The organism is Paenibacillus donghaensis (genome assembly GCF_002192415.1).
Lineage (GTDB): Bacteria > Bacillota > Bacilli > Paenibacillales > Paenibacillaceae > Paenibacillus_AQ > Paenibacillus_AQ donghaensis.
The window spans coordinates 6,990,359-7,009,917 of the sequence record NZ_CP021780.1 but is presented as its reverse complement, the minus strand read 5'-3'; the positions used below and the strand labels follow the sequence as shown (position 1 = coordinate 7,009,917).

Genomic DNA, 19,559 nt, shown 5'->3' with positions numbered 1-19,559 from the left:
GAAAACATACTCGCTTCAATACTCTGCAAGGAAGTCTCGAAAAGAAAAAGAGTATTTATTTCATAATAAAAAAACAATTATTGAATCGTTTGATAAAGTAATTTTCGAAGAGGAATTATTATAATCTACCTAGTAGATTTAGAAAAGAATACGAAGACATTAACTGACCCTTCTATTTTTGTTGTGAGAAGGGTCTTCAGTATGAGCTTATTAATTTTATTCATTTGTATTTACTGGTCCTCGTTCTACTCGGTTTCTGACGGAATCCAATGACCCCTTCTTTTCCTTGTAGAGACTTACCAATAATCATTTCAGCGGGGTATGCAACCGATAATACCTTTAGCAATTCGGCAAGAAGGATCTTTTCATTTAAAATAAGAAATTCTCGATTTGAATCATCCAATGCAAAGACCATTCTATGCTCCCTGACCTTTTTATAATTGGCTCCAAACATCTTAACTTTTCTTATTTCATGATCCCAGAGGGGCTTAACAGTTATACTTTTCATTTCATCTTGTATTTCATCAGGTACCCATGCACGTAAATCATCCTTGTAAAGAATATGGTCAACTACCCAATCCCACGCTTTAAGCTTTAGAGCTTTTTCAACTTTTTGAACTTCTTCTATTTGAATATTCTTACTAACAATTTCGCTTATTTCACGGTGGAAAGTATCTGTACTCGATTGTATGAATTTCGTTTGAAGGTCTGAGAAATAATCAGGAATACATAACCGTTGAACTAGAAATACAAAGGTATTGTCGTCAACTGATTTAGGTACAAGTTCAAGGAAATTGACATTATGATCAATGAACCATTTCTGCTTTTCCTGTTCCATTTCATGAGTTACAAAAATCTCGAAAACGAAGCCGGTCTCTGATGCATCTTTCATTATATTTTTCTCATGCAGAAGCATAATGACATCAGCAATATAAGGTCCAATTCCTTTTTCAACTCTTGTCCCACGACTTTTATAAAATGAAGCAAGGGAGATAAGAGACAACGGATATTCCTTCATACCGAGGCTGGAAAAAATGTTTTTTAGTTTAGGTGGAATGACTTCTAGTGGTGTATTAAATACAATATCAATTTTATTTTTTATACAATAAGCAAGGTAGTGTTTTGCATTAAAGTGGAGGATAGTTTCCTCGTTTGCTGAGCAATTAGAGCCTGGAGCATGAGCAAAGTGATGCTGACGCTCTTGTCCTTTTTTACTTTGGACTACTGCCGAACAAATAGGACAAGTATATGATTTTGAGTGGTCTATTCGTTCACTTATATGCCTAAATACTTTATTGTCTTCCAGAGCTACTGCAAGTTTGATCGACATATAGTTCCTTCCAATCCACAAGGTAGTATTGCAATGATAACATTATCAGATCAAAGGTTGGATATGATTTTGTATAATTTACCCATAACACTAGGCTCAACCGAATTGTAACAAAGTATAAGTAGATATTATTATCATGTTAAGTAAGGTACTTGCAAGAAAGGAGGACTAACCCCTATTCCTAAATCGGAGTAGGGGTCTTTTACATTTATACCTTCTCAAAAATATCAAAAAATGGAGGCTAACTATGAACAAGCAACAGCAACAACGGATCTTTGATTTTCTCAAAACATCATTAGATCCTGAAGGCACGATTCACTTTCTGGCATTAGCAGCAATAGAACAGGAAAGAGTTGAGCATCTCCAATCCACCACCATCAAAGTCAGGGTAGCTCTAACCTACCAAGAAGATCACTCCATAAACACTTATTTTGACGGAAGCGATATGTTTATCATGATGGCCCCGACTGAAATCCAGTTTACCAAAGAGGACGAGTGGGCAGACGGTAGAGCAAGGAACCACTTCATCCGGAAATATTAAAAGAAATACTATTCGCGGTCCAAGCGATTGCAGCGCACACGAAGAGCTATAACAAAAACGGGACAATTCGGAAGAACTACTACTATGTATGCTCGATCTATAGGAGTAAGGGCTCCGCTGCGTGTAGCTTAAACGCGATTCGTGCAGATGATATGGATCGTTGGTTCTCTCAACAAATTCAGGAGCTTGTGACTAAACCTCCTTTACTGAATCAAATTATCGCGACGGTGAACGATAAGCGGGATCTAAGCCGTAAACCTCTTGAGGATGAAAAGAGAGGTCTGATTAAGGAGTTGGCTGCATTTGATCAGCGGCAGCAGAGATGCTTTGAGTTATTTGAAGAGGAATATATCCCTCAGGAAACTCTAGTGGTACGGCTTAAAGAACTCGAAGAGCAGAAAGCTGTTAAGCAAGAGGCCCTGCGAGGTGTTGAAGAAAAGCTCGCCAATCAACAGATACAATTGGTTGATAGCGATAAAATTCTTACCGCATTGAAGAATTTGTGGGCTATGGTCCAAACCTCCCCGCATGAACAGCAAAAGAAGCTGTTTAAGAGCTTATTTGATAAAATCACGCTTCCCCCTAACAGGGATATATCAAAAGCTGTCGTACATGGCAGTGCATCGTTAAATCAAATATTATTCACAAATAACATGGAGGAATTACAATGCAAAATCAACAGCAAATCCGTTTAAATCAAGGTAGGGTCGTGCTGGAACTAGAGCGATCATTCTCATGTTAACTATTGCAGATAAGGTGCGTCGTGTTGCTATATACGTTCGTGTAAGCACGGAAGAGCAAGCTGAGCATGGCTATTCCATCGATGCACAGCTCAAAACGCTGACAGACTACTGTAAGCTCTACAACCATGAAATCTACCGTGAGTATGTGGATAGAGGCATCAGTGGCAAGAGCAGGGATAATCGTTTTGAGCTGCAGCAGATGCTTCAGGATGCAAAAAATAATTTATTCGATACTGTCCTGGTGTGGAAGTTTAATAGATTGGCGAGAAATGCAGAGCATCTTTCACAAATCGTTAATATTCTGAATAAGAGTAACGTCGCTTTTATGTCCATGACTGAACAGTTCGACACCTCAACGTCACACGGCAAATTCATGTTGCATATCATGGGGGCTGTAGGACAGCTTGAACGTGATACCATAGTTGACAATGTTAAGATGGGTCACAAACAACGTACTAGGACAGGGAAGCACAATGGTAAGCTATCGCTAGGGTATCGAAGTGTAGAGGACATCGTGAATGGCGTTCGGAGTCGGGAATCAAAAGTAGAGATTGTTCCTGAGGAAGAAGTCATTATTCTCAAGATATTTGAACGATTCGCTACCGGACGAGGATTTAAGTCGATTGCGAACGAACTCAACCATGAGGGTTATGTTACCCGAGCTGGTGGAGCCTTCTCCATCAGTGGTGTGAGGGAGATTCTGGACAATCCATTCTTTGTTGGAAGGATACGTTACGGAAGGTATGAAAACTGGAGTGAGAAAAGGCGTAAGGGCCTTAACGCCAAACTGGAGACTTTTGATGGGATTCATCCCGCTATTGTTTCGGAAGAGCTATGGAACAAAGTGCAGTATTTACGTAAGAAAAAATCAGTGGTCTCCCTGAAGCGCTTCGATGGCGAGTTCCTGTTAACCTGGCTCATCCGCTGTCCAAAGTGCGAAGCGCCGATGGTAGCTAATCGGACTCAGAATCGTAAGAAGGACGGCAGTAAGGTCATGCGTCTATACTACTCCTGCAGCAACTTCTGTAACAAGGGGAGCAAGGTATGCAGCGCCAACAGCATTCGGAAGCTGGAGGCAGAGAATTATGTAATCGAACGGCTTAAAGAAGTATTAGCAAAGCCTCAAATTCTCAAGGCTATCGTGAAAAACATCAATGAAAGGAAAACGAAGCGTGTCAAACCCCTCCAGCAGGAGCTTGAGCATATTCTGGTTAAGATAACAGAGCTGGAGGGGAAGCGGCGAAAGTATTTTGACATGTACGAAATGAACGGTTTAGATAAGACGATGTTCTCCAAACGGCTTGATGATATTGGTGAAGAACTTGAACGATTACATGTCAAAAAGACAGAGCTGGCTGAGGAAATGAAAGACGACCATGCGGAGCCCGTCTCCTACGAAGTTGTCCGCTCTCTTCTGAACAAGTTCGATAAGCTGCTGGACTCGTCATCCTTTGACCAACGAAAGACCTTAATGCATTTGGTCATCAAGCAAATTACAATCAAGGATTCAAAAACCATCGACCGAATCGATATGAACTTCGATGAGAATACGGTACACCATTTTTTAAACGCTGACCCTTCTGCGACCCATGCAGAGGGGTCTTTTGCTGTCCAGATGAAGCGAGAGATCCAGGGCCAGTGTATTTCGATTGCCTTATAGGAGAGTAGTTGCAATTGACCTACTATGGGGGCTTGTGAGAGATTGGACCTACTAAGAGACAAGAGACGGAGGAACAACAAATGATAGCATTAACAAAGAAAGAGATAGAATCCATCTCGAAGTTGATTTCCGAGCATTTTAACGAGTATATATCCAAATATGAGGCGGCAAAGTACCCTGAGGAACCCTATAAGAAATGGCTGTCCGCTTTTTCTGAGCCCAAAAGCGTAGAAATAGATGACATTAGACAAGTGATGGAATGGAAGCATGGACATTATGGAAAGACATCCTTTGTCCCTGCACACAAGGTCATTGCCAAACTACAGAAGTATTGGCCGGAGTTTGCTGATGTAGGGCAATGTGATCTTAATAGTACCTTTACATTTTGGGATGCCCAGCTAACTGGGCATCAATCCTTCACTACAGTAGCATTCTTGGCCCACCTAATGAATTCTGAACAAGTAGGTCTTATAGATCCTCATAGCTTTCGAACTATGAATTATCTCATGTCAACGATCAGAGAGGACTGGGTTTGGAAACGCAATCCGATGGGCATGGACGACGTCCAGTCTTTCTCTCAATTTCTGAGAGCACTCAATCCTGCTGTCAAAGAACTAAAAAGCAATATACGGGAGCTGAACAAGTTCCTCATGATGTTCGGAAAGCATAAAATCAAGACCGTTCCAGTATCCAGGTCCAAAGTGGCACCGGCGCTCTCAAAGAAACATGATTGGAGTATATTCAAATCTGACGTGTTTGATCTTGATAAAATTACCCTAAGGGCGAACGCTGATTTGTTATTTGTTATTTGTATTGCTTTTACAATCTTTAGAAGGGGACAATGCTGAGCTTGAGGCTTCATTTACAATAGAAGAGATACAAAAATATATCCCCATGCAGAAGACAGGAATTGCTATTGGCTCAAGCTACAATTATGCGATGGTTGCATTGTTCGGAAATCAGAGAGGGAGGGATTACTTACTTTTTGAGAACAGCAACATGGGAACATATTTTACTGAACAGGCAAATGATCCATCTAGGGATAATACTTGCTGGAAGAAGTATATAGATGAAAAGGTATCTATAAATTTAAAGTACGTGTTGAACAGAAAGAGAGATAGCAAACTTATTTAGAAGACACTTGCGTTTTAAAGAATAAATGGCTAGACGGTAGAACCAATGGAATACTAAACACAGAAGTTACCACGTGAAAAAGAGAAGGTCTTTTTCATGAAAAAAGCTCTTCCCTTTTTCGTATTTTATGCGTATGAAGTCATCTTCCAAAAGGCACCTTTGTCACAAGAGTTTATAGGTGGAAATACTTCAGTGTTCTCAAGCTTGATTTTCTGTTCTTCTGAGGTAGGACTAGGTGAAGATGTACCATCTGTGTATCCATCCCAAGCATAATAAGCATTTGCTGGGGACCTCTGCCCCGTTTTGTAACGATCACCAATCGCCATTTTTTCAGCCTCCATATAGGGAATGTTTGTTCGCATTTAACTTAGCATATATTGGTATAAGATTGCAAGCGTTAGCTTGTTAATATCAATAACAATTATATTTTTATGTATATTTTTGAAATCTTTAAATCTTCCATTGTGGAAAATATATGAACTAGTGGTATAATAAAAAGGCCTCATAGAAATTGTGTTGAGGGTTTATGGTGAACAGTTGTCAAGCTTTATCCAAGCGGCATTTCTTGCGATTCCTATCAAGCAGGCAATAGCGACGGACAAGGTTAAGCAACTCTGCATATGGACATCGACACCTCCATGTGTATCTAACCGCCATTCTACTATACACTCTATAGTATAGCTAATAAGTGAATTAAGTAGCCTTGTTGTGTGATAGAAATTGAACACAACGAAAATGGTTCTTTTGAAGTCTAGAAATAGAATCCAATTGAGACTAATGTATGCAGGTGAGGGGTAACTGAGTATGATTCAGAGTAATAGGCTACGATTACAAACCCTTACTTGCTCTGCGAAAATTGATGCAAGTAGATTTCGGACTAAACGATATACTCATTTCGACAATAAAATATCCATTAATAGAGTAATTAATGACATAACTAATCCATGTTGGGTAACAAAACATGGATTTTATCCATTTATCCATTTCAAAATTGAATTCTTTAAATATAATAAGGAAAAAAAGGAAAGAAAATCCAAAACACGAGATATATATTATGCTTCACATATTGATAGTTATATTTACAAATATTATGGAGACAAATTGAATGAAAAATATAATGATATAGTAAAGAAGTTAGCTATAAATGAGGTAGCTACTGCATACAGAAATAATTTGAGTGGAAAGAGTAATATTCACTTTGCTAAAGAAGTAATTGATTTTATTAAAAGTCAAAAAAATGCCTTTATCTATGTTGCTGATTTTACTAAATTCTTTGATGAACTAGACCATAAATATCTAAAAAACCAAATGCAAGTAGTTTTAGAGGAAGATAAATTACCGGATGATTATTATTCTGTATTTAAAAATATTACTAAATTTAGTTGGGCCGAAAAGGAAAAGATAGAAGCTGTCTTGAAAAAGAAATATAGAAATAAAGATAAAAAAAAGAAGTTAACTAGGTATTTTGACGAGAAAGATTTTAGAAAATTTAGAAGCTCAGATAAAGAAAATATTAAGTTTAACAAAAATGAATATGGAATTCCTCAAGGAGCCGGTTTAAGTTCAGTTTGTTCAAACATATACCTTTTAGATTTTGATAAAAGTATTAACGAGTATGTAAAGGCCACGAATGGCTTATATAGAAGATACTGTGATGATTTAATTATTGTGATACCCTTTGATGGGGAAATGGAGAAATATGATTATAATATGCATATGGAATTTGTAGAAGATATAAAAAAACAGACCCCTAGATTAATTATTCAACAGGAGAAAACAAAAAAGTTTATTTATTCGGATAATCAGATTTTTGACGAGGATTTTAATAGAGGAACACTTGATTATTTAGGTTTTACATTCGATGGGCATAATGTGAAAATTAGAGAAAAAAGTATATTTAAGTTTTATAGCAGGGCATATAGAAAAATTAGATTGTGTAATTGGAAAGCAGATGAGCATGAGAGGAAGAAGCATAGAAAAAGTCTTTATAAAAACTATACCCATCTTGGGAAGACAAGAAAAGAAGGATATGGTAACTTTATAAGTTATGCTTCGAGAGCACAAAAAACATTTGATGTTGATGCTGCAACGCACAATCTAATGGAAACTCAGGTTGAAAATCATTGGAGGAACATAACAAAGCGATTAAACGATCCATCAAAATAAAAATCTGTCGGAACGATTTGATTATTATTTTGTACGAAGGTTTAATTGAGAGTACATTTCTAGATCGTTTTTTCATCCAGCAAGCCCGAGTTAGATTCATAAATTAAGTATTAGAGGCATCCATTTATGGGTGCCTCTAAATTTAGCCGTTACAGTGTGTAAGGTGAACCGTATCATAAATAGCGGCAAGTTTTTTGAAGAAAAGCTCGCAGGAGCCTGTATTTACAGCATACCGACCGTAGGAGCAGGGTAAGTCAAACTTTGGTCGAAATGTCACGTAGATATTTTTCCTGCGAGCTTGTTTATACTACAGAATAATGATTTACATTGAAGGGACTTTTACCGTCCTCGGTGGGTCTTTGGTATGGTCGAAACAAGCGGCCGACTGAGACTATGCGACGATTATTTTCCGAAATGCGTTTGGGATGTTGTCATGGCGGGGGCGGCTGGGTAATAGGAATGATTAGAACTTTCAAATTTGGCTGAATTTGGAGTGGGGGCCAAGGAAACGGAGGGACAGATCATGGCGGCACAGACAGTATCAGGCATCAGCCCGGTACAGGCCATTGCAGCTTACGGTGGCACACAAAGCGATGTCAGTTCCCTGGAGAAGCAGCGGAACCGGTTGCTGATGGAACTGGACAAGGTGAATGCAGCGCAAGGCGGAGAGATGCGGACTCCTTATCGCCGGGAGCAGCTGCAGCGGCAAATTCGACTGATGGAGGCCCAAATGGTACAGAAAAGTGGGAGTAGCACCCCGGTCGATTTTGTACTAGCTCCTCCGCTTCAAGACCATCTTCCGCTCTGGCGGACTGAAGGAAAGGGAGGCCTCAAGGGCATCGGTCTGACCGATCCCCGGACGGCGACGGTAAACTCGGAGGGCCATTTCAACGCGTTGATTTAGACAAGAAAGCGAAGGTGCGAAAAGCGTTCGGTGATGAACCGGCTTCTCGCACCTTCTTTTTTTAAAGAGGCGGCAGAACTCCAAGGTTGGCTGATCTGGCTGTTATATAATTTCTACTGTACCAAACTATCCAATTCCGGCTGCAATTTGTTCCGCAGAACATACAGCATGACGGCACCGACAAGGAATGCGGCGGCATCCGCAATGACAATCGACCAGACCACCCCGTGGAAGCCGTTCATTTGATTGGCGATATAAAGCACAGGAATCAGCGTAACTCCTTGAATAATTGACATAATAAACGCGGCTGTTCCTTGTGCTGTTGCCTGGAAGACCCCGGTAAACAAAGTGGTCATTCCTGTAATGAACAAGGATAAGAACGTCACATGCAGAATGTAGCTGCCCATTTCAATTAATTGCGGGTCATTTGTAAATAGACCAATTAAATGGTCGGAAACTAAATAGACGATGATGCCGAATACGGCTGCTAACCCCACAATCACTTTGGTCGTAAATCCAATGGTATTCTTCATGCGCAATTTATCCGCTGTAAAAGAGAAGGCAATGAGCGGCACGACCCCCTCGCATAAGCCCATTAGAATAAACTCAGGAAATTGCAATAAACGTGATGAAATTCCGTAAGCCGCTACGGCCGAATCCCCGTATTCGACAAGAAAATGGTTGAAGATAAGCGACATTGCCCCCAAAAAGATGCTCATAATAAAGACGGGAACCCCGATTTTGAATACATTGCCCAGAATGTCTTGTAGGTACCGCTGATTTTGGGCGGATAGTTTATGGGGTGTAAAAAGTGGTATCAACGGAATTAGGGCCAGCGACCGACATGGCTCTTTTTTCTTTGTCGAAGTTTGTCATTTTCCTGTCATTGGGGGGAGATATACTAGATTTTAGTAGCAATTTTAAATAATAAAAATTTAGGAGTGAGGCATTCAGATGGCAGAAAGAAATAGAAATAACAGGTTGAGATTCATGGCGACTGTGTCAAAAATGATGGCAATCGTAATCACCGCTGTAACCGTTCTAACCGTTTCACCCAGTGAAAGTCATGCTGCAAGCCCTATAGCCCCATTAACCTCGGCAACAGCAGAAGTGGGCAGCGACAATACAGCCGTAACCGTAACCTTCAATACTTATACCAATCCAACCGCCAGCTTGGCAGATCTAATGTCGAATATTCAAATTGAGCGTTCCGGTTCCAATGCCTTCGTCGATCTTTCAACGGATCATGGCAATAACACAATTAGTAGGACTGCTGATGGCGCCTTAGTCCTTACCCTCCACACGGCACTAACTGGAACAACTAATGCAATCAACGTGAAGGCTGGCTCCATCATGAATAAGGACGAGGTCCCCTCTGCTAATGATATCACGATCTCTGGGATCTCAGCACATGATATTACGCCTCCCGCTTATGTAGGCTCCTCGTCCAGCAATGGTAATCAAGTGAATTTGAATTTTGATGAGGATTTTACGATCAATGCCCCGGATGGCGCCACTCAGGATCAAGTCAACGCTTATCTAAAAAGTAAATTGAGTGTCGCGGTAGACGGAGAACACTTTGTCCCGGTAACGGAACAAGAGGGCGATATCTATCAAAATGGCTCAAGACAAATCTATCTGAATTATCATAATGACATGAAGGTGATCCTCGGAGCCCGTACGCTGGTTCAAGTCGCCGCCGGTACCCTGAAGGATGCAGCTGGCAACCTCAATGAGGACATGATTCTGCATGTCAGTCCGCCAACGATTCAGAGCGCAACCGTCAGCAGTGACAACCATGAGGTAATCCTTACTTTTTACGGCGATGTGCTGGATCTTACCAACAATTCTTTAGGCAATTATATCCGTTTATACAAAGGTACCGGGAACTGGAAGAGCTTGGTCACAGGGGATGCCGCATCCATAGTTGACGGCAAGCTGCATATCCACTTTGCTGAAGCCTTGGCAGGAACGACTAATCAAATCATGATCGATCGTAGAGCGCTAAAGGACACTTATGGAAATGTTCAAAATGATGTCGTATTGACCGCTCTGTTGCCAGCGAATATTGGGGGAGTAGACCCGTCCCCGGCAGATACCACCCCTCCAACCTATCTCTATTCCTATTTATCGAATTCTGTACAGGATTTGAATCTTGTTTTTGACGAAGATGTAGAGAATGCCAGAGCGGATGTTGCCAGCTTCCTGCAGGGCGTCCAATGGTACGATTCCGTGATCGGAAGCTGGCGCTATAGCCTTCCTTCAGACATCACACTAACCTTCGCAGGTCCGCTGGTGACGATTCATTTTGCTGCACCGTTAACTGGGAATCAATACCTTTTTGAATTTGACTCCAATCATTTCAAAGATACAGCCGGGAACGCTGTGAATAACAGTGTGGGTACGAATTGGTTCTTTCCACAAAGGCAAGGTATTAGTTATAGTGAAGGGTACTTCTCGCACGATGGCCGTCAGTTGAGCCTGGGGTTTAATAACAACAATTCCAATTTAAGTCTGGTAGATCAAACCCTGGTGGATGGCGTATCCCAGTTAAAAGAGCATATTACTCTTTCGACCGATTATGGTGTAACCTATGCACCTTTGGATGAGCAGGATGTAGTCTCTGTTTCAGGGAATAGAATCAACATCTTTTTTCATGAAGCGAAACAGGTGGGTTCCGTAAAAGTGAGAGTGGATGCAGGCGTGGTAAGCGATTCATACGATACGATTCGGAATGTCGCAGTAGATGCAGTGGTTGCCTACAACACCCCTGAAATTACAGGTTATTTCTTAAGCAATACAGCCAGCGAATTTGTTTTTGCAGACAATGCAGCTTGGAGAAACCGTGTGCAAGCGGTCAGAATCTATGAAAACAATGTCGGCACGGAACGGGTATTGAACAGCTCGGAATATTCCCTGAGTGAAGGGAAGCTTACGGTCACGAATGGAGTATTCCAGAAAGGTCATTACTACCGGATCAGTGTAGACGCCGCAGGATACAGCAGCAGGAATTTTGAAGGCAGAGCTTATGTATCTTCTGAAATCTTCTATATCACAGCGCCGGTTGTGACTGCAGAGAATGGAATCACAGCCAAAATTAATTTGTTCAACAATGTGGATACAGATAACAATAATTATTCAATCGGTAATCAAGTGGTTCTATTCGAGTTATTCGATGGTTCCACACCAGTCAGCATTGTTGCCGCCAATCTGAAATTGAACACCGGAACGTACTCCGCGAACTTCAATGTGATGGATGGAGCTACGAATCCTAATTACACGGTCAGAGCTTACGTTGTTAGTAAATATAGCAGTGATTCTACGAATCTTGGACTGAACCTGGCTACAGTTAAGACGCAGCTTGAGCTTGATCAAGCTAACAGCAGTAATGATAATAATAATGAGGAATAGATAAGATGAAATGAAAGCGGGGAATGTCAAAGTGAAGTTACGCAAGTTGAGTTTGATGTTAATTGTAACACTTTGTTTATCACTCGTACCGGCCTCGGTATTTGCAAGCAGTCCGGTTACGTTGAACACCATAACATCGATTGAGCCCGGCGGAAATGTAGTGATTTCCGGGACTTCTACTCTAAATGAAGTAATCATCAAAGTGTTGCGCCCAACGAACAGTACGGTATTCTACGATATCACTCAGGTAAAAGACGGGCAGTTCTCCAGTTCGTTTACTTTGGCTAAAAGTGAGGCCGCCGGAGCCTATAAAGTTATTGCCGGACAAGCGGATCAAGTCGCTACACAGGAGTTAGTTGTAAAAGCAGCAACTACTGGCGGTGGAACGGGTGGTGAACCTGGCGGTGGAACGGGTGGTGAACCTGGCGGTGGAACGGGTGGTGAGCCTGGTGGTGGAACGGGCGGTGAACCTGGCGGTGGAACGGGTGGTGAACCTGGCGGTGGAACGGGTGGTGAACCTGGTGGTGGAACTGGCGGCGAACCTGGCGGTGGGTCTAGTGATGGATCTGGCAGCGGCAGTGGTACGGGTACAGTCACTGGCAGCGGCAGCAGTACTATTCCTGTTGGAACGATCTCGACTCCTGGTAAGCCGATCACTCCACCTGGGACTAAGGCGGAACCCGTCAAGGTCAATACCAGTAAAAATGTTGCCGTGTCTAAAGCAGCGGCGGATGGTCATGTAACGGTCAGCGTTACACAAGACGCGGCTGCGCTCGCTGATGCGCTTGCCCAAGCGGCCAAACAGGATAACCATGGAGATGCACCCATGATCTTCATTACTTACAATAATCCTGTGGGTGAGGGAGTTCAGTTTAAGCTTTCGTTATCCGTATTGGCGACTGCGGCGTTGAATGCGCCTAATACAGTCATTTCTCTGCAAACCAATGACGGGGAGTATTCCTTGCCCCTGAATGTGATTGATTTTACCGCAATCGCGCAAAGTTTAGGTACTGCAAATGCTGATGCGAGTATCCAAGTGAATATCTCGGCAGCAACAGCAGACCTCAACGCTAAAATCCAAGCGAGTGCACTGAATATTACGGCTTCCCAATTAGGAAGCGCCATTGAATTCTCTGTGATTGCAGCAGGCAACGGGAAGACGATCGAGTTAAACCATTTTGGGTCAACCTATGTGGAACGGTCTATGGTCTTGGCGAATCCTGTAGATGAGACTCATGCGACAGTGGTGCTCTATGATCCATCAACCGGTCAGTTCTCTTTTGTACCTGCAGTTTTTGAAAAGCAGGCAGATGGCTCCACGAAGGTTACCTTCAAGCGGAACGGCAACAGTATTTATACGGTTCTTTCCTCCAACAAGTCGTTCAATGATCTCAGCAAGCATTGGGCAAAAGGGGATATAGAGCTGCTGGCTTCCAAGCTGGTCGTAAAGGGTGCCACCGATAGCAGCTTTGCACCGGATAGCCACATTACAAGAGCCGAATTCGCAGCATTGCTGGTCCGCTCTTTAGGGATAACCACGGATGCAGTTCCAACTGCCTTCACAGATGTGAAATCCACGGATTGGTATGCCGGGGCCATTGGCGCGGCCGTTCAATCCAAGCTGGTGGAAGGTGTAAGTGGCAACAGCTTCAAACCGAATGACACGATTACCCGTGAACAAATGGCGGTTATGATCTCAAGAGCGATCACTACTGTAGGTAAAGCAAGGGATAGCATCGGGAATCAAAATCAGCTGTTAGCACAATTCCAAGACAAAGCTTCGATCAGCAGTTGGGCGCAAGGGCCTGTAGCTCAAGCTATTGAAGCAAAGATCATCACAGGCATGACCCCTGAGAAATTCATCCCATCCGCAAAGGCCAGCCGGGCACAGGCGGTTGTCATGTTATCACGGTTCATGCAGTATGTTGGCTTTATGAATTAAGCACTACTGATTGTGAAAGAGCGCCAACCTTCGGGTTGGCGCTCTTTTCTCTAAAGTCTGCGTGGTCGCCACTTTGCTTTACATAAAAAAAGACAATAACCCTTGAGCCCGCACAGGGCTTTTTTTGCCGTTGAAATTTGTCATTTTCCTATCATTGCGTAGAGATATAATTATTTTAAATATGAGCTATAAAAATTTAAGGGGATGTGGAATACAGATGAAAAGATCTTCAACATGGAAAGTATTTATGATTTTGGCCTTGGTTTCGGCTTTGTTAAGCGGGTGTGTCCTAACTGCCAGCTCCATAACGATTAATTATACGAATGAGAAGCCAAGCTCTTCAGAACAATTATTCTTCAGATATTTGGATGGAACAGTGGTGCAGGTGCCTGATGCCGGATCGGGGAATAGCGTAACTGTTCCGACTAACAGTACTAAAACGATTGTAGGCGGGTACGTGACCGACAATGGGATCAGCTGGGTTCCGGACTATTCGTATGGACCTTTTGGATCCTATACATTAAATGTGAACGGACTTCAAATCCATAAACCTACAAGTGCTGTAGACCATATAGTGCTTGCTAAACAACCGGAGATGGATGCCAACCAGCCAGGGTATTTAAATATCACTCTTGCGGTTTATGATAGCGATGGCGAGCTTGTGAAAGGGCGGACAGAGATCTTCGCGCATGCCAGTGATCCCAATTTAGTATTTTACAACACAGACCCTGATGTCAATAATAAGGGCGAAGCAGTAGTAAAAGAAGGTTTCTCCTGGTATACAGTCGACGGGCTGGTTACTTTTCTGATCCAATCGGGGACTACGGATATCCCGACTCCTATTGCTGTCTATTCGGGCGCACAGTTAATTACGGATAATGTCTTGCATAAAATAACTGGCGTTAAGGTGGGCACTCCTGGGGATGTCTATTCCTTGCATGTGGGTGATTCCGTAGCTATGAATGCAGAAATTTCACCAGCAGATGCGGCTAACCCGGTCGTTACTTGGTCCGTTCTGGATGGAACAGGATCGGCTGCAATCGATGCGGATGGCTTACTGACAGCTCTTTCAGCCGGAACTGTAACGGTACAAGCCACAGCTAATGATGGAAGTGGAGTAGTAGGCAGCACACAAATAACTATAACGGCAGCACCAACGCCGACACCAACGCCAGCAGCGACAGCAACGGCAGCACCAACGCCGACACCAACGCCAGCAGCGACAGCAACGGCAGCACCAACGCCGACACCAACGCCAGCAGCGACAGCAACGGCAGCACCAACGCCGACACCAACGCCAGCAGCGACAGCAACGGCAGCACCAACGCCGACACCAACGCCAGCAGCGACAGCAACGGCAGCACCAACGCCGACACCAACGCCAGCAGCGACAGCAACGGCAGTACCAACGCTGACACCAACGCCAGCAGCGACAGCAACGGCAGTACCAACGCTGACACCAACGCCAGCTACAGTTACTGTTCTGGTGTATTCTATTACGGTAACTGGAGATTCGTCGGTTCAAGCGGGTCAGTCTATTCAACTGGCTGCGGCGGTTGCACCTGCAGAGGCCACAGACAAAGCTGTTGCATGGTCTGCTCAAAACGGAACAGGCGCAGCCACTATTGATGCGAGCGGTGTGTTAACAGGCACATCAGCAGGGACAATCATCGTTAAGGCTGCGGCTGTGGATGGCTCTGCTGTCTATGGGACTAAAGCTGTTGAAGTCATAGCGGCTTACGTAGGCGGTAATGGGGGAGGTTCCTCTTCTACACCAATACCAACCACGGTAGTAGTATCAACACCGATGCCAACACCAATGCCTGTGGCGACCCCGGCAGCAACGCCTGGACCAAGTACACAGCCTAAAGCGAATTTTAATGACAAAGTGGTCAACATCGAGAATCTTATATCCAGCCTCAGCAAAAAAGTAGAGGAAGCCAAAGCTCAACCGGCTGCGGTGAAATTTACCGATACGACCTCCCATTGGGCGGCTGCGACTGTTGACATTTTCATTAAATTAGGAGTGGTTAATGGTTATAAGGATGGGACCTTTCACCCTAATGCAAGTATCACACGTGCGGAGTTTGCTACGATTATTGCCAAAGTATTCGATCTTTCCAGTACCGTTACTGGGAGTGAATTAACTGATATTTCCGGCCATTGGGCCGAGGCTTCCATTCGTACTTTGCGGGACAAGGGAGTGATCTCAGGCTACCAGAATGGCACATTCAAGCCTAATCAGGAAATCAGCCGTGCGGAGATTATCTCTATTATTGCAAAAATTGTTAACCTTAACAGCGTGAACACTGCTGGAGCCCCCGCTTTCTCGGATATTGATGCTGTGTGGAACAAGGACCAAATCGAGCAAGCTGCAGCAGCAGGCATTATTAGCGGAGATGCTAAGGGAGATTTTCTTCCCAAGAAGCAAGCTTCCCGCGCGGAAGCATTAACTATTGTGCTGCACGTCCTGCAGAGCAATCCGGAGCTTAATACTCTCCTGGAGTCCATTAAGTAGTTCTACTGCTGCCTACCAGTGGGCAAGTATCGCTGCAATTTGCTGATAGCCCGCTTCAGCCCTTCTTAGAGGCTGAAGCGGGCTTTTTCTATATGAGAGCAACTTCTATAGACATAGCAAAATATAAAATTTGAAATATCCCTTGCAGATGCGTATGTTTTTCAACCTGTTTCTGATAACATAGGAGGCACAGAATGAACGAATACTTCCTGGATAGGGGTCAACCATCTATGAGTTATAACCTGTATTTGTTTGTACTGCTGATGGCTGCAACCTGCTGTTCACTATCGATGACTTACCTATCTTGGAAAAGAAGAAATCTGCCAATTGCCATAAGCTACGGCCTCGGCATGCTGGTCAGTTCTTTTTATTCATTCGGCTATGCCTTTGAAATTATCAGTACCACGCTGGAGCATATACGCTTCTGGCTTCATATTGAATATGTCGGCATTGTATTTGGTCCTGTCCTGTGGTTTATCATGGTGCTGCAATATACAGGACACGAAGCCTGGGTACGCACAAGAACCGTTGTTCTTCTGCTGGTTGTGGCTGTGCTGACGCTTGCAATTCAGTACACGAATGAGTGGCATCATCTGTTCTACAAGAGTATGACGATCAATCACTCAGAGGGCTTTCCTCTGGTAACCTTGAATAAAGGACCCTTATATAGCGTTCATGTTATATTTTCGTATTTACTCTTTGTGATAGGCATGGGGCTCATGATACAAATGTTCCGTGCAGCAGCTCCCCATATGAAAAAGCAAATCGCTCTGATGATCGTAGGATCTTGGGGTCCCTTCGGTTTTACGCTTGTTTATTTGAGTGGGGTCTTCTATATGCCAATTGATTTATCTCCGTTCGGATTTGTATTCTCTGGTGTCTTCTATTTGTGGGGTATCTATCAATTTAATCTGCTGCGGTTGGCTCCCCTGGCACTGCAAAAGGTGTTCGAATCCATGCAGGATGCAGTCATAGTATTTGATCTGGAGAACAGTCTCATTAGCTATAACCGCTCAGCTGCACGGGTGATTGGGGGGCTGAATAACAAGAGTATAGGGTGTTCGGCGTCCCAAGTCTTCTCCCGCCATCCTCTACTAATGGACAAGATGCTGCAAGAGCCTTCATCGGCAAGCAAGGTTCAGCTGTCAGATCCAGAAGACGATAGATTCTATAATGTCCAGCTCACCTTTGTTAGTAATAATAACAATAGGCCTGTTGGCAAAATGCTTCTCCTAACAGACGTAACAGATACGGTGCGCGTCGAGGAAAAACTCCTTGAGAATGCCAGACAGCTCAGTGAACTGAACACGTTCAAGGACAGAATGTTCAGCGTAGTGGCTCACGATATTCGTGATCCCATCGCGGTGCTGGTCAATCTGATGGAGTTACTGGAGGAGGAATTACAGTCCGGCGGAGAAGACCATGAGGAGATAGTTAACGAAATGGCGCAACAAGTGCAGAATACATTTGCACTGGTAGAAGGCCTGCTGGATTGGTTTCGGAGTCAAACGGGGGGAATGATTTCTGAGCCCGTGGTAAGAGATCTGGCCCAGATAGTTCAAGCTAATTTACGTATGTTGCTGGTTCGTAGTGGAAGTAAGCGCATTAGAATGATATCTGAGATCCGCCAGGACACCTTTGTCTATGTCGATCAAGCAATGCTGAATCTGATCCTTCGGAACCTGTTGTCCAATGCCATTAAATTCACAGACTACGGAGGCAGCGTTACCCTAAGGGCAGAGCGGATGGAGCATACAATGATTATCTCAGTAAGCGATACCGGGGAAGGCATGTCAGCAGAGCAAGCCGAGTCCTTACTGCAGGATGATTACCCAGTCTCTCTAACAGGAACAGCCGGAGAGCGCGGCATCGGTTTGGGATTAAGCTTGTGCAGGGAGTTCGTCCGCTTAAATGGGGGAGAATTATGGTTTGACAGCATACTGGCGGAAGGAAGCACCTTCTATTTCTCGGTCCCTGTTCTTCCGCAGACTACATCTGTTCTAAGCGGCAGCAGCATGGAAAGGGGCATTCGTGCATGAAAGTTATCATTGTGGATGATGAAAAAGCGATGCATTTGATATTGAAGCGAATGCTGGCGAAAGTTCCAGATATCGAAATTATGGGGAGTTTCCTGGAGACGGCAGCAGCGTTCACTTATTTGGCTGAGCATGAGGTGGACTTGATATTCGTGGATATCAGTATGCCCAGAGAGAGTGGCCTGGAGTTCGCCGAGCGGCTGAGGGGGAGCGGCAGACAAACGAAGATCGTATTCGTCACATCTCACAAAGAATATGCGCTGGCAGCCTTCGATGTCTACGCCTTCGACTATATTGTGAAACCGGTTCTGCAAGAACGGCTTCACATTACTGTGCAGAGAGTCAGTGCACAAATACGTGTGGAACGCGTTGTAGAAGGGATGCCGGAGCGCGAATCCAATGATGTCCAGTTTAATGGCTTGGGCGGAATTGAAATTCAGAGCGCGCGCGGGATGAAGACGAAATGGAGGTCAAGGAAAAGTGCGGAACTCTTCGGCTACCTATTGATCCACAAGGGCAGACTTGTATCCAGAGCAAGGTTGATTGAGGATATTTTTGGCGAGATGCCGCAAAAAAATGCTGAAGTGTATCTCAACACCACCGTCTATCAGCTGCGTAAGCTGCTGGGTGTGTATGGACTGAAGGAGAGCCTGCACACAGACAGCAACCATTATGCGCTCATTCTGAACGATATTCGTGTGGACCTCCTGAGCTTTGAAGAGGGCTGCAGAAGGATGGCGATCATCGATGAAGCCAATATTGAACAGGCGATGGAGCTTGAACAGCTATATATGGGGGATTTGTTCGGGGATCACGTCTTTACCTGGGCATGGAGCGAGGTTGAACGGCTGTCTTTGATGTATACTTCTCTTACCCAGCGCCTTTGCGCCGCTTTATTGAACAGAGGGGAGATCAATGCCGCCATCCGGCTCCTGATGAAGCTCCTGTCCCGTAACGAGCTGGACGAAGAATCCCTTATGCTTTTAATGAGGGCCTTGGCAGTGCAGAAGAACAAAGAGGCCTTGACCCGGAACTACCTGAAATTTACAGAAACACTACATAAAGAGATCAACACGCTCCCCTCGTTTGAAACCGCTATCTTGTATGAACAATTGCTGTTGGAGCTGGAGTAGACAGGGGCCTTGAGAGTAAGCTGTGCAGATCAATGGTATAC

13 protein-coding genes and 1 pseudogene are annotated in these 19,559 nt (G+C 43.9%); 11 read left to right on the top strand and 3 right to left on the bottom strand.

Going from position 1 to position 19,559, the window contains the following annotated elements; all coding sequences use genetic code 11:
• Positions 1-220: 220 nt before the first annotated feature.
• On the bottom strand, positions 221-1,330 hold the full coding sequence (locus B9T62_RS31750; protein WP_087918919.1) for a competence protein CoiA family protein: 1,110 nt from the start codon (positions 1,328-1,330) through the stop codon (positions 221-223).
• Between the two features lie 247 nt (positions 1,331-1,577).
• Here B9T62_RS31750 and B9T62_RS31745 point away from each other — a divergent pair, with 247 nt between their 5' ends.
• From B9T62_RS31745 to B9T62_RS31730, 4 genes are all read left to right on the top strand, one after another.
• Positions 1,578-1,871, top strand: coding sequence for a hypothetical protein (locus B9T62_RS31745; protein ID WP_087918918.1), 294 nt, complete (start codon positions 1,578-1,580; stop codon positions 1,869-1,871).
• 152 nt (positions 1,872-2,023) lie between these two features.
• On the top strand, positions 2,024-2,566 hold the full coding sequence (locus B9T62_RS31740) for a hypothetical protein (protein WP_087918917.1): 543 nt from the start codon (positions 2,024-2,026) through the stop codon (positions 2,564-2,566).
• Positions 2,567-2,606: 40 nt separating this feature from the next.
• Positions 2,607-4,274: a recombinase family protein gene (locus B9T62_RS31735; protein WP_087918916.1), complete on the top strand. Its 1,668-nt coding sequence runs from the start codon at positions 2,607-2,609 to the stop codon at positions 4,272-4,274.
• An 80-nt stretch (positions 4,275-4,354) separates the two neighbouring features.
• Positions 4,355-5,122, top strand: coding sequence for a hypothetical protein (locus B9T62_RS31730; protein WP_087918915.1), 768 nt, complete (start codon positions 4,355-4,357; stop codon positions 5,120-5,122).
• A gap of 411 nt (positions 5,123-5,533) precedes the next feature.
• Here B9T62_RS31730 and B9T62_RS31720 read toward each other — a convergent pair whose 3' ends face one another.
• Positions 5,534-5,734 (bottom strand): YjzC family protein, encoded by a 201-nt coding sequence (locus tag B9T62_RS31720; RefSeq protein WP_087918913.1) that lies wholly within the window; start codon positions 5,732-5,734, stop codon positions 5,534-5,536.
• 478 nt (positions 5,735-6,212) lie between these two features.
• Here B9T62_RS31720 and B9T62_RS31715 point away from each other — a divergent pair, with 478 nt between their 5' ends.
• Positions 6,213-7,574, top strand: coding sequence for a reverse transcriptase domain-containing protein (locus B9T62_RS31715; protein WP_245864184.1), 1,362 nt, complete (start codon positions 6,213-6,215; stop codon positions 7,572-7,574).
• A gap of 523 nt (positions 7,575-8,097) precedes the next feature.
• Entirely contained in the window at positions 8,098-8,478 is a 381-nt protein-coding gene (locus tag B9T62_RS31710; protein WP_087918912.1) for a hypothetical protein, read from the top strand.
• 113 nt (positions 8,479-8,591) lie between these two features.
• Here the strand turns inward: B9T62_RS31710 and B9T62_RS31705 are convergent.
• Positions 8,592-9,245 (bottom strand): annotated as a pseudogene (locus B9T62_RS31705) (MATE family efflux transporter); the annotation flags it as partial.
• A 223-nt stretch (positions 9,246-9,468) separates the two neighbouring features.
• On the opposite strand from B9T62_RS31705, the gene B9T62_RS31700 reads away from it, so the two are divergent.
• From B9T62_RS31700 to B9T62_RS31675, 5 genes are all read left to right on the top strand, one after another.
• Positions 9,469-11,889, top strand: coding sequence for a hemoblobin-interacting domain-containing protein (locus B9T62_RS31700; RefSeq protein WP_087918911.1), 2,421 nt, complete (start codon positions 9,469-9,471; stop codon positions 11,887-11,889).
• 121 nt (positions 11,890-12,010) lie between these two features.
• A complete protein-coding gene (locus tag B9T62_RS39640) occupies positions 12,011-13,831 on the top strand; it encodes an S-layer homology domain-containing protein (protein WP_169834464.1) in 1,821 nt (606 codons plus the stop codon).
• 217 nt (positions 13,832-14,048) lie between these two features.
• Positions 14,049-16,349, top strand: a complete 2,301-nt coding sequence (locus B9T62_RS31685) for an S-layer homology domain-containing protein (RefSeq protein ID WP_169834463.1) — start codon at positions 14,049-14,051, stop codon at positions 16,347-16,349.
• A 230-nt stretch (positions 16,350-16,579) separates the two neighbouring features.
• Positions 16,580-18,388 (top strand): sensor histidine kinase, encoded by a 1,809-nt coding sequence (locus B9T62_RS31680; protein WP_169834462.1) that lies wholly within the window; start codon positions 16,580-16,582, stop codon positions 18,386-18,388.
• A complete protein-coding gene (locus tag B9T62_RS31675; RefSeq protein WP_087918906.1) occupies positions 18,385-19,518 on the top strand; it encodes a response regulator in 1,134 nt (377 codons plus the stop codon). The genes B9T62_RS31680 and B9T62_RS31675 overlap by 4 nt, the downstream gene beginning before the upstream one ends.
• The last annotated feature ends 41 nt before the right edge of the window (positions 19,519-19,559 follow it).

Bases quoted from the DNA above. Each gene is read 5' to 3' on its own strand.
- B9T62_RS31685 (WP_169834463.1), top strand. From the start codon at position 14,049: ATGAAAAGATCTTCAACATGGAAAGTATTTATGATTTTGGCCTTGGTT.
- B9T62_RS31715 (WP_245864184.1), top strand. From the start codon at position 6,213: ATGATTCAGAGTAATAGGCTACGATTACAAACCCTTACTTGCTCTGCG.
- B9T62_RS31720 (WP_087918913.1), bottom strand. From the start codon at position 5,734: ATGGCGATTGGTGATCGTTACAAAACGGGGCAGAGGTCCCCAGCAAAT.
- B9T62_RS31700 (WP_087918911.1), top strand. From the start codon at position 9,469: ATGGCGACTGTGTCAAAAATGATGGCAATCGTAATCACCGCTGTAACC.
- B9T62_RS31680 (WP_169834462.1), top strand. From the start codon at position 16,580: ATGAGTTATAACCTGTATTTGTTTGTACTGCTGATGGCTGCAACCTGC.
- B9T62_RS31730 (WP_087918915.1), top strand. From the start codon at position 4,355: ATGATAGCATTAACAAAGAAAGAGATAGAATCCATCTCGAAGTTGATT.
- B9T62_RS31710 (WP_087918912.1), top strand. From the start codon at position 8,098: ATGGCGGCACAGACAGTATCAGGCATCAGCCCGGTACAGGCCATTGCA.
- B9T62_RS31735 (WP_087918916.1), top strand. From the start codon at position 2,607: ATGTTAACTATTGCAGATAAGGTGCGTCGTGTTGCTATATACGTTCGT.
- B9T62_RS31750 (WP_087918919.1), bottom strand. From the start codon at position 1,330: ATGTCGATCAAACTTGCAGTAGCTCTGGAAGACAATAAAGTATTTAGG.
- B9T62_RS31675 (WP_087918906.1), top strand. From the start codon at position 18,385: ATGAAAGTTATCATTGTGGATGATGAAAAAGCGATGCATTTGATATTG.
- B9T62_RS31740 (WP_087918917.1), top strand. From the start codon at position 2,024: ATGGATCGTTGGTTCTCTCAACAAATTCAGGAGCTTGTGACTAAACCT.
- B9T62_RS31745 (WP_087918918.1), top strand. From the start codon at position 1,578: ATGAACAAGCAACAGCAACAACGGATCTTTGATTTTCTCAAAACATCA.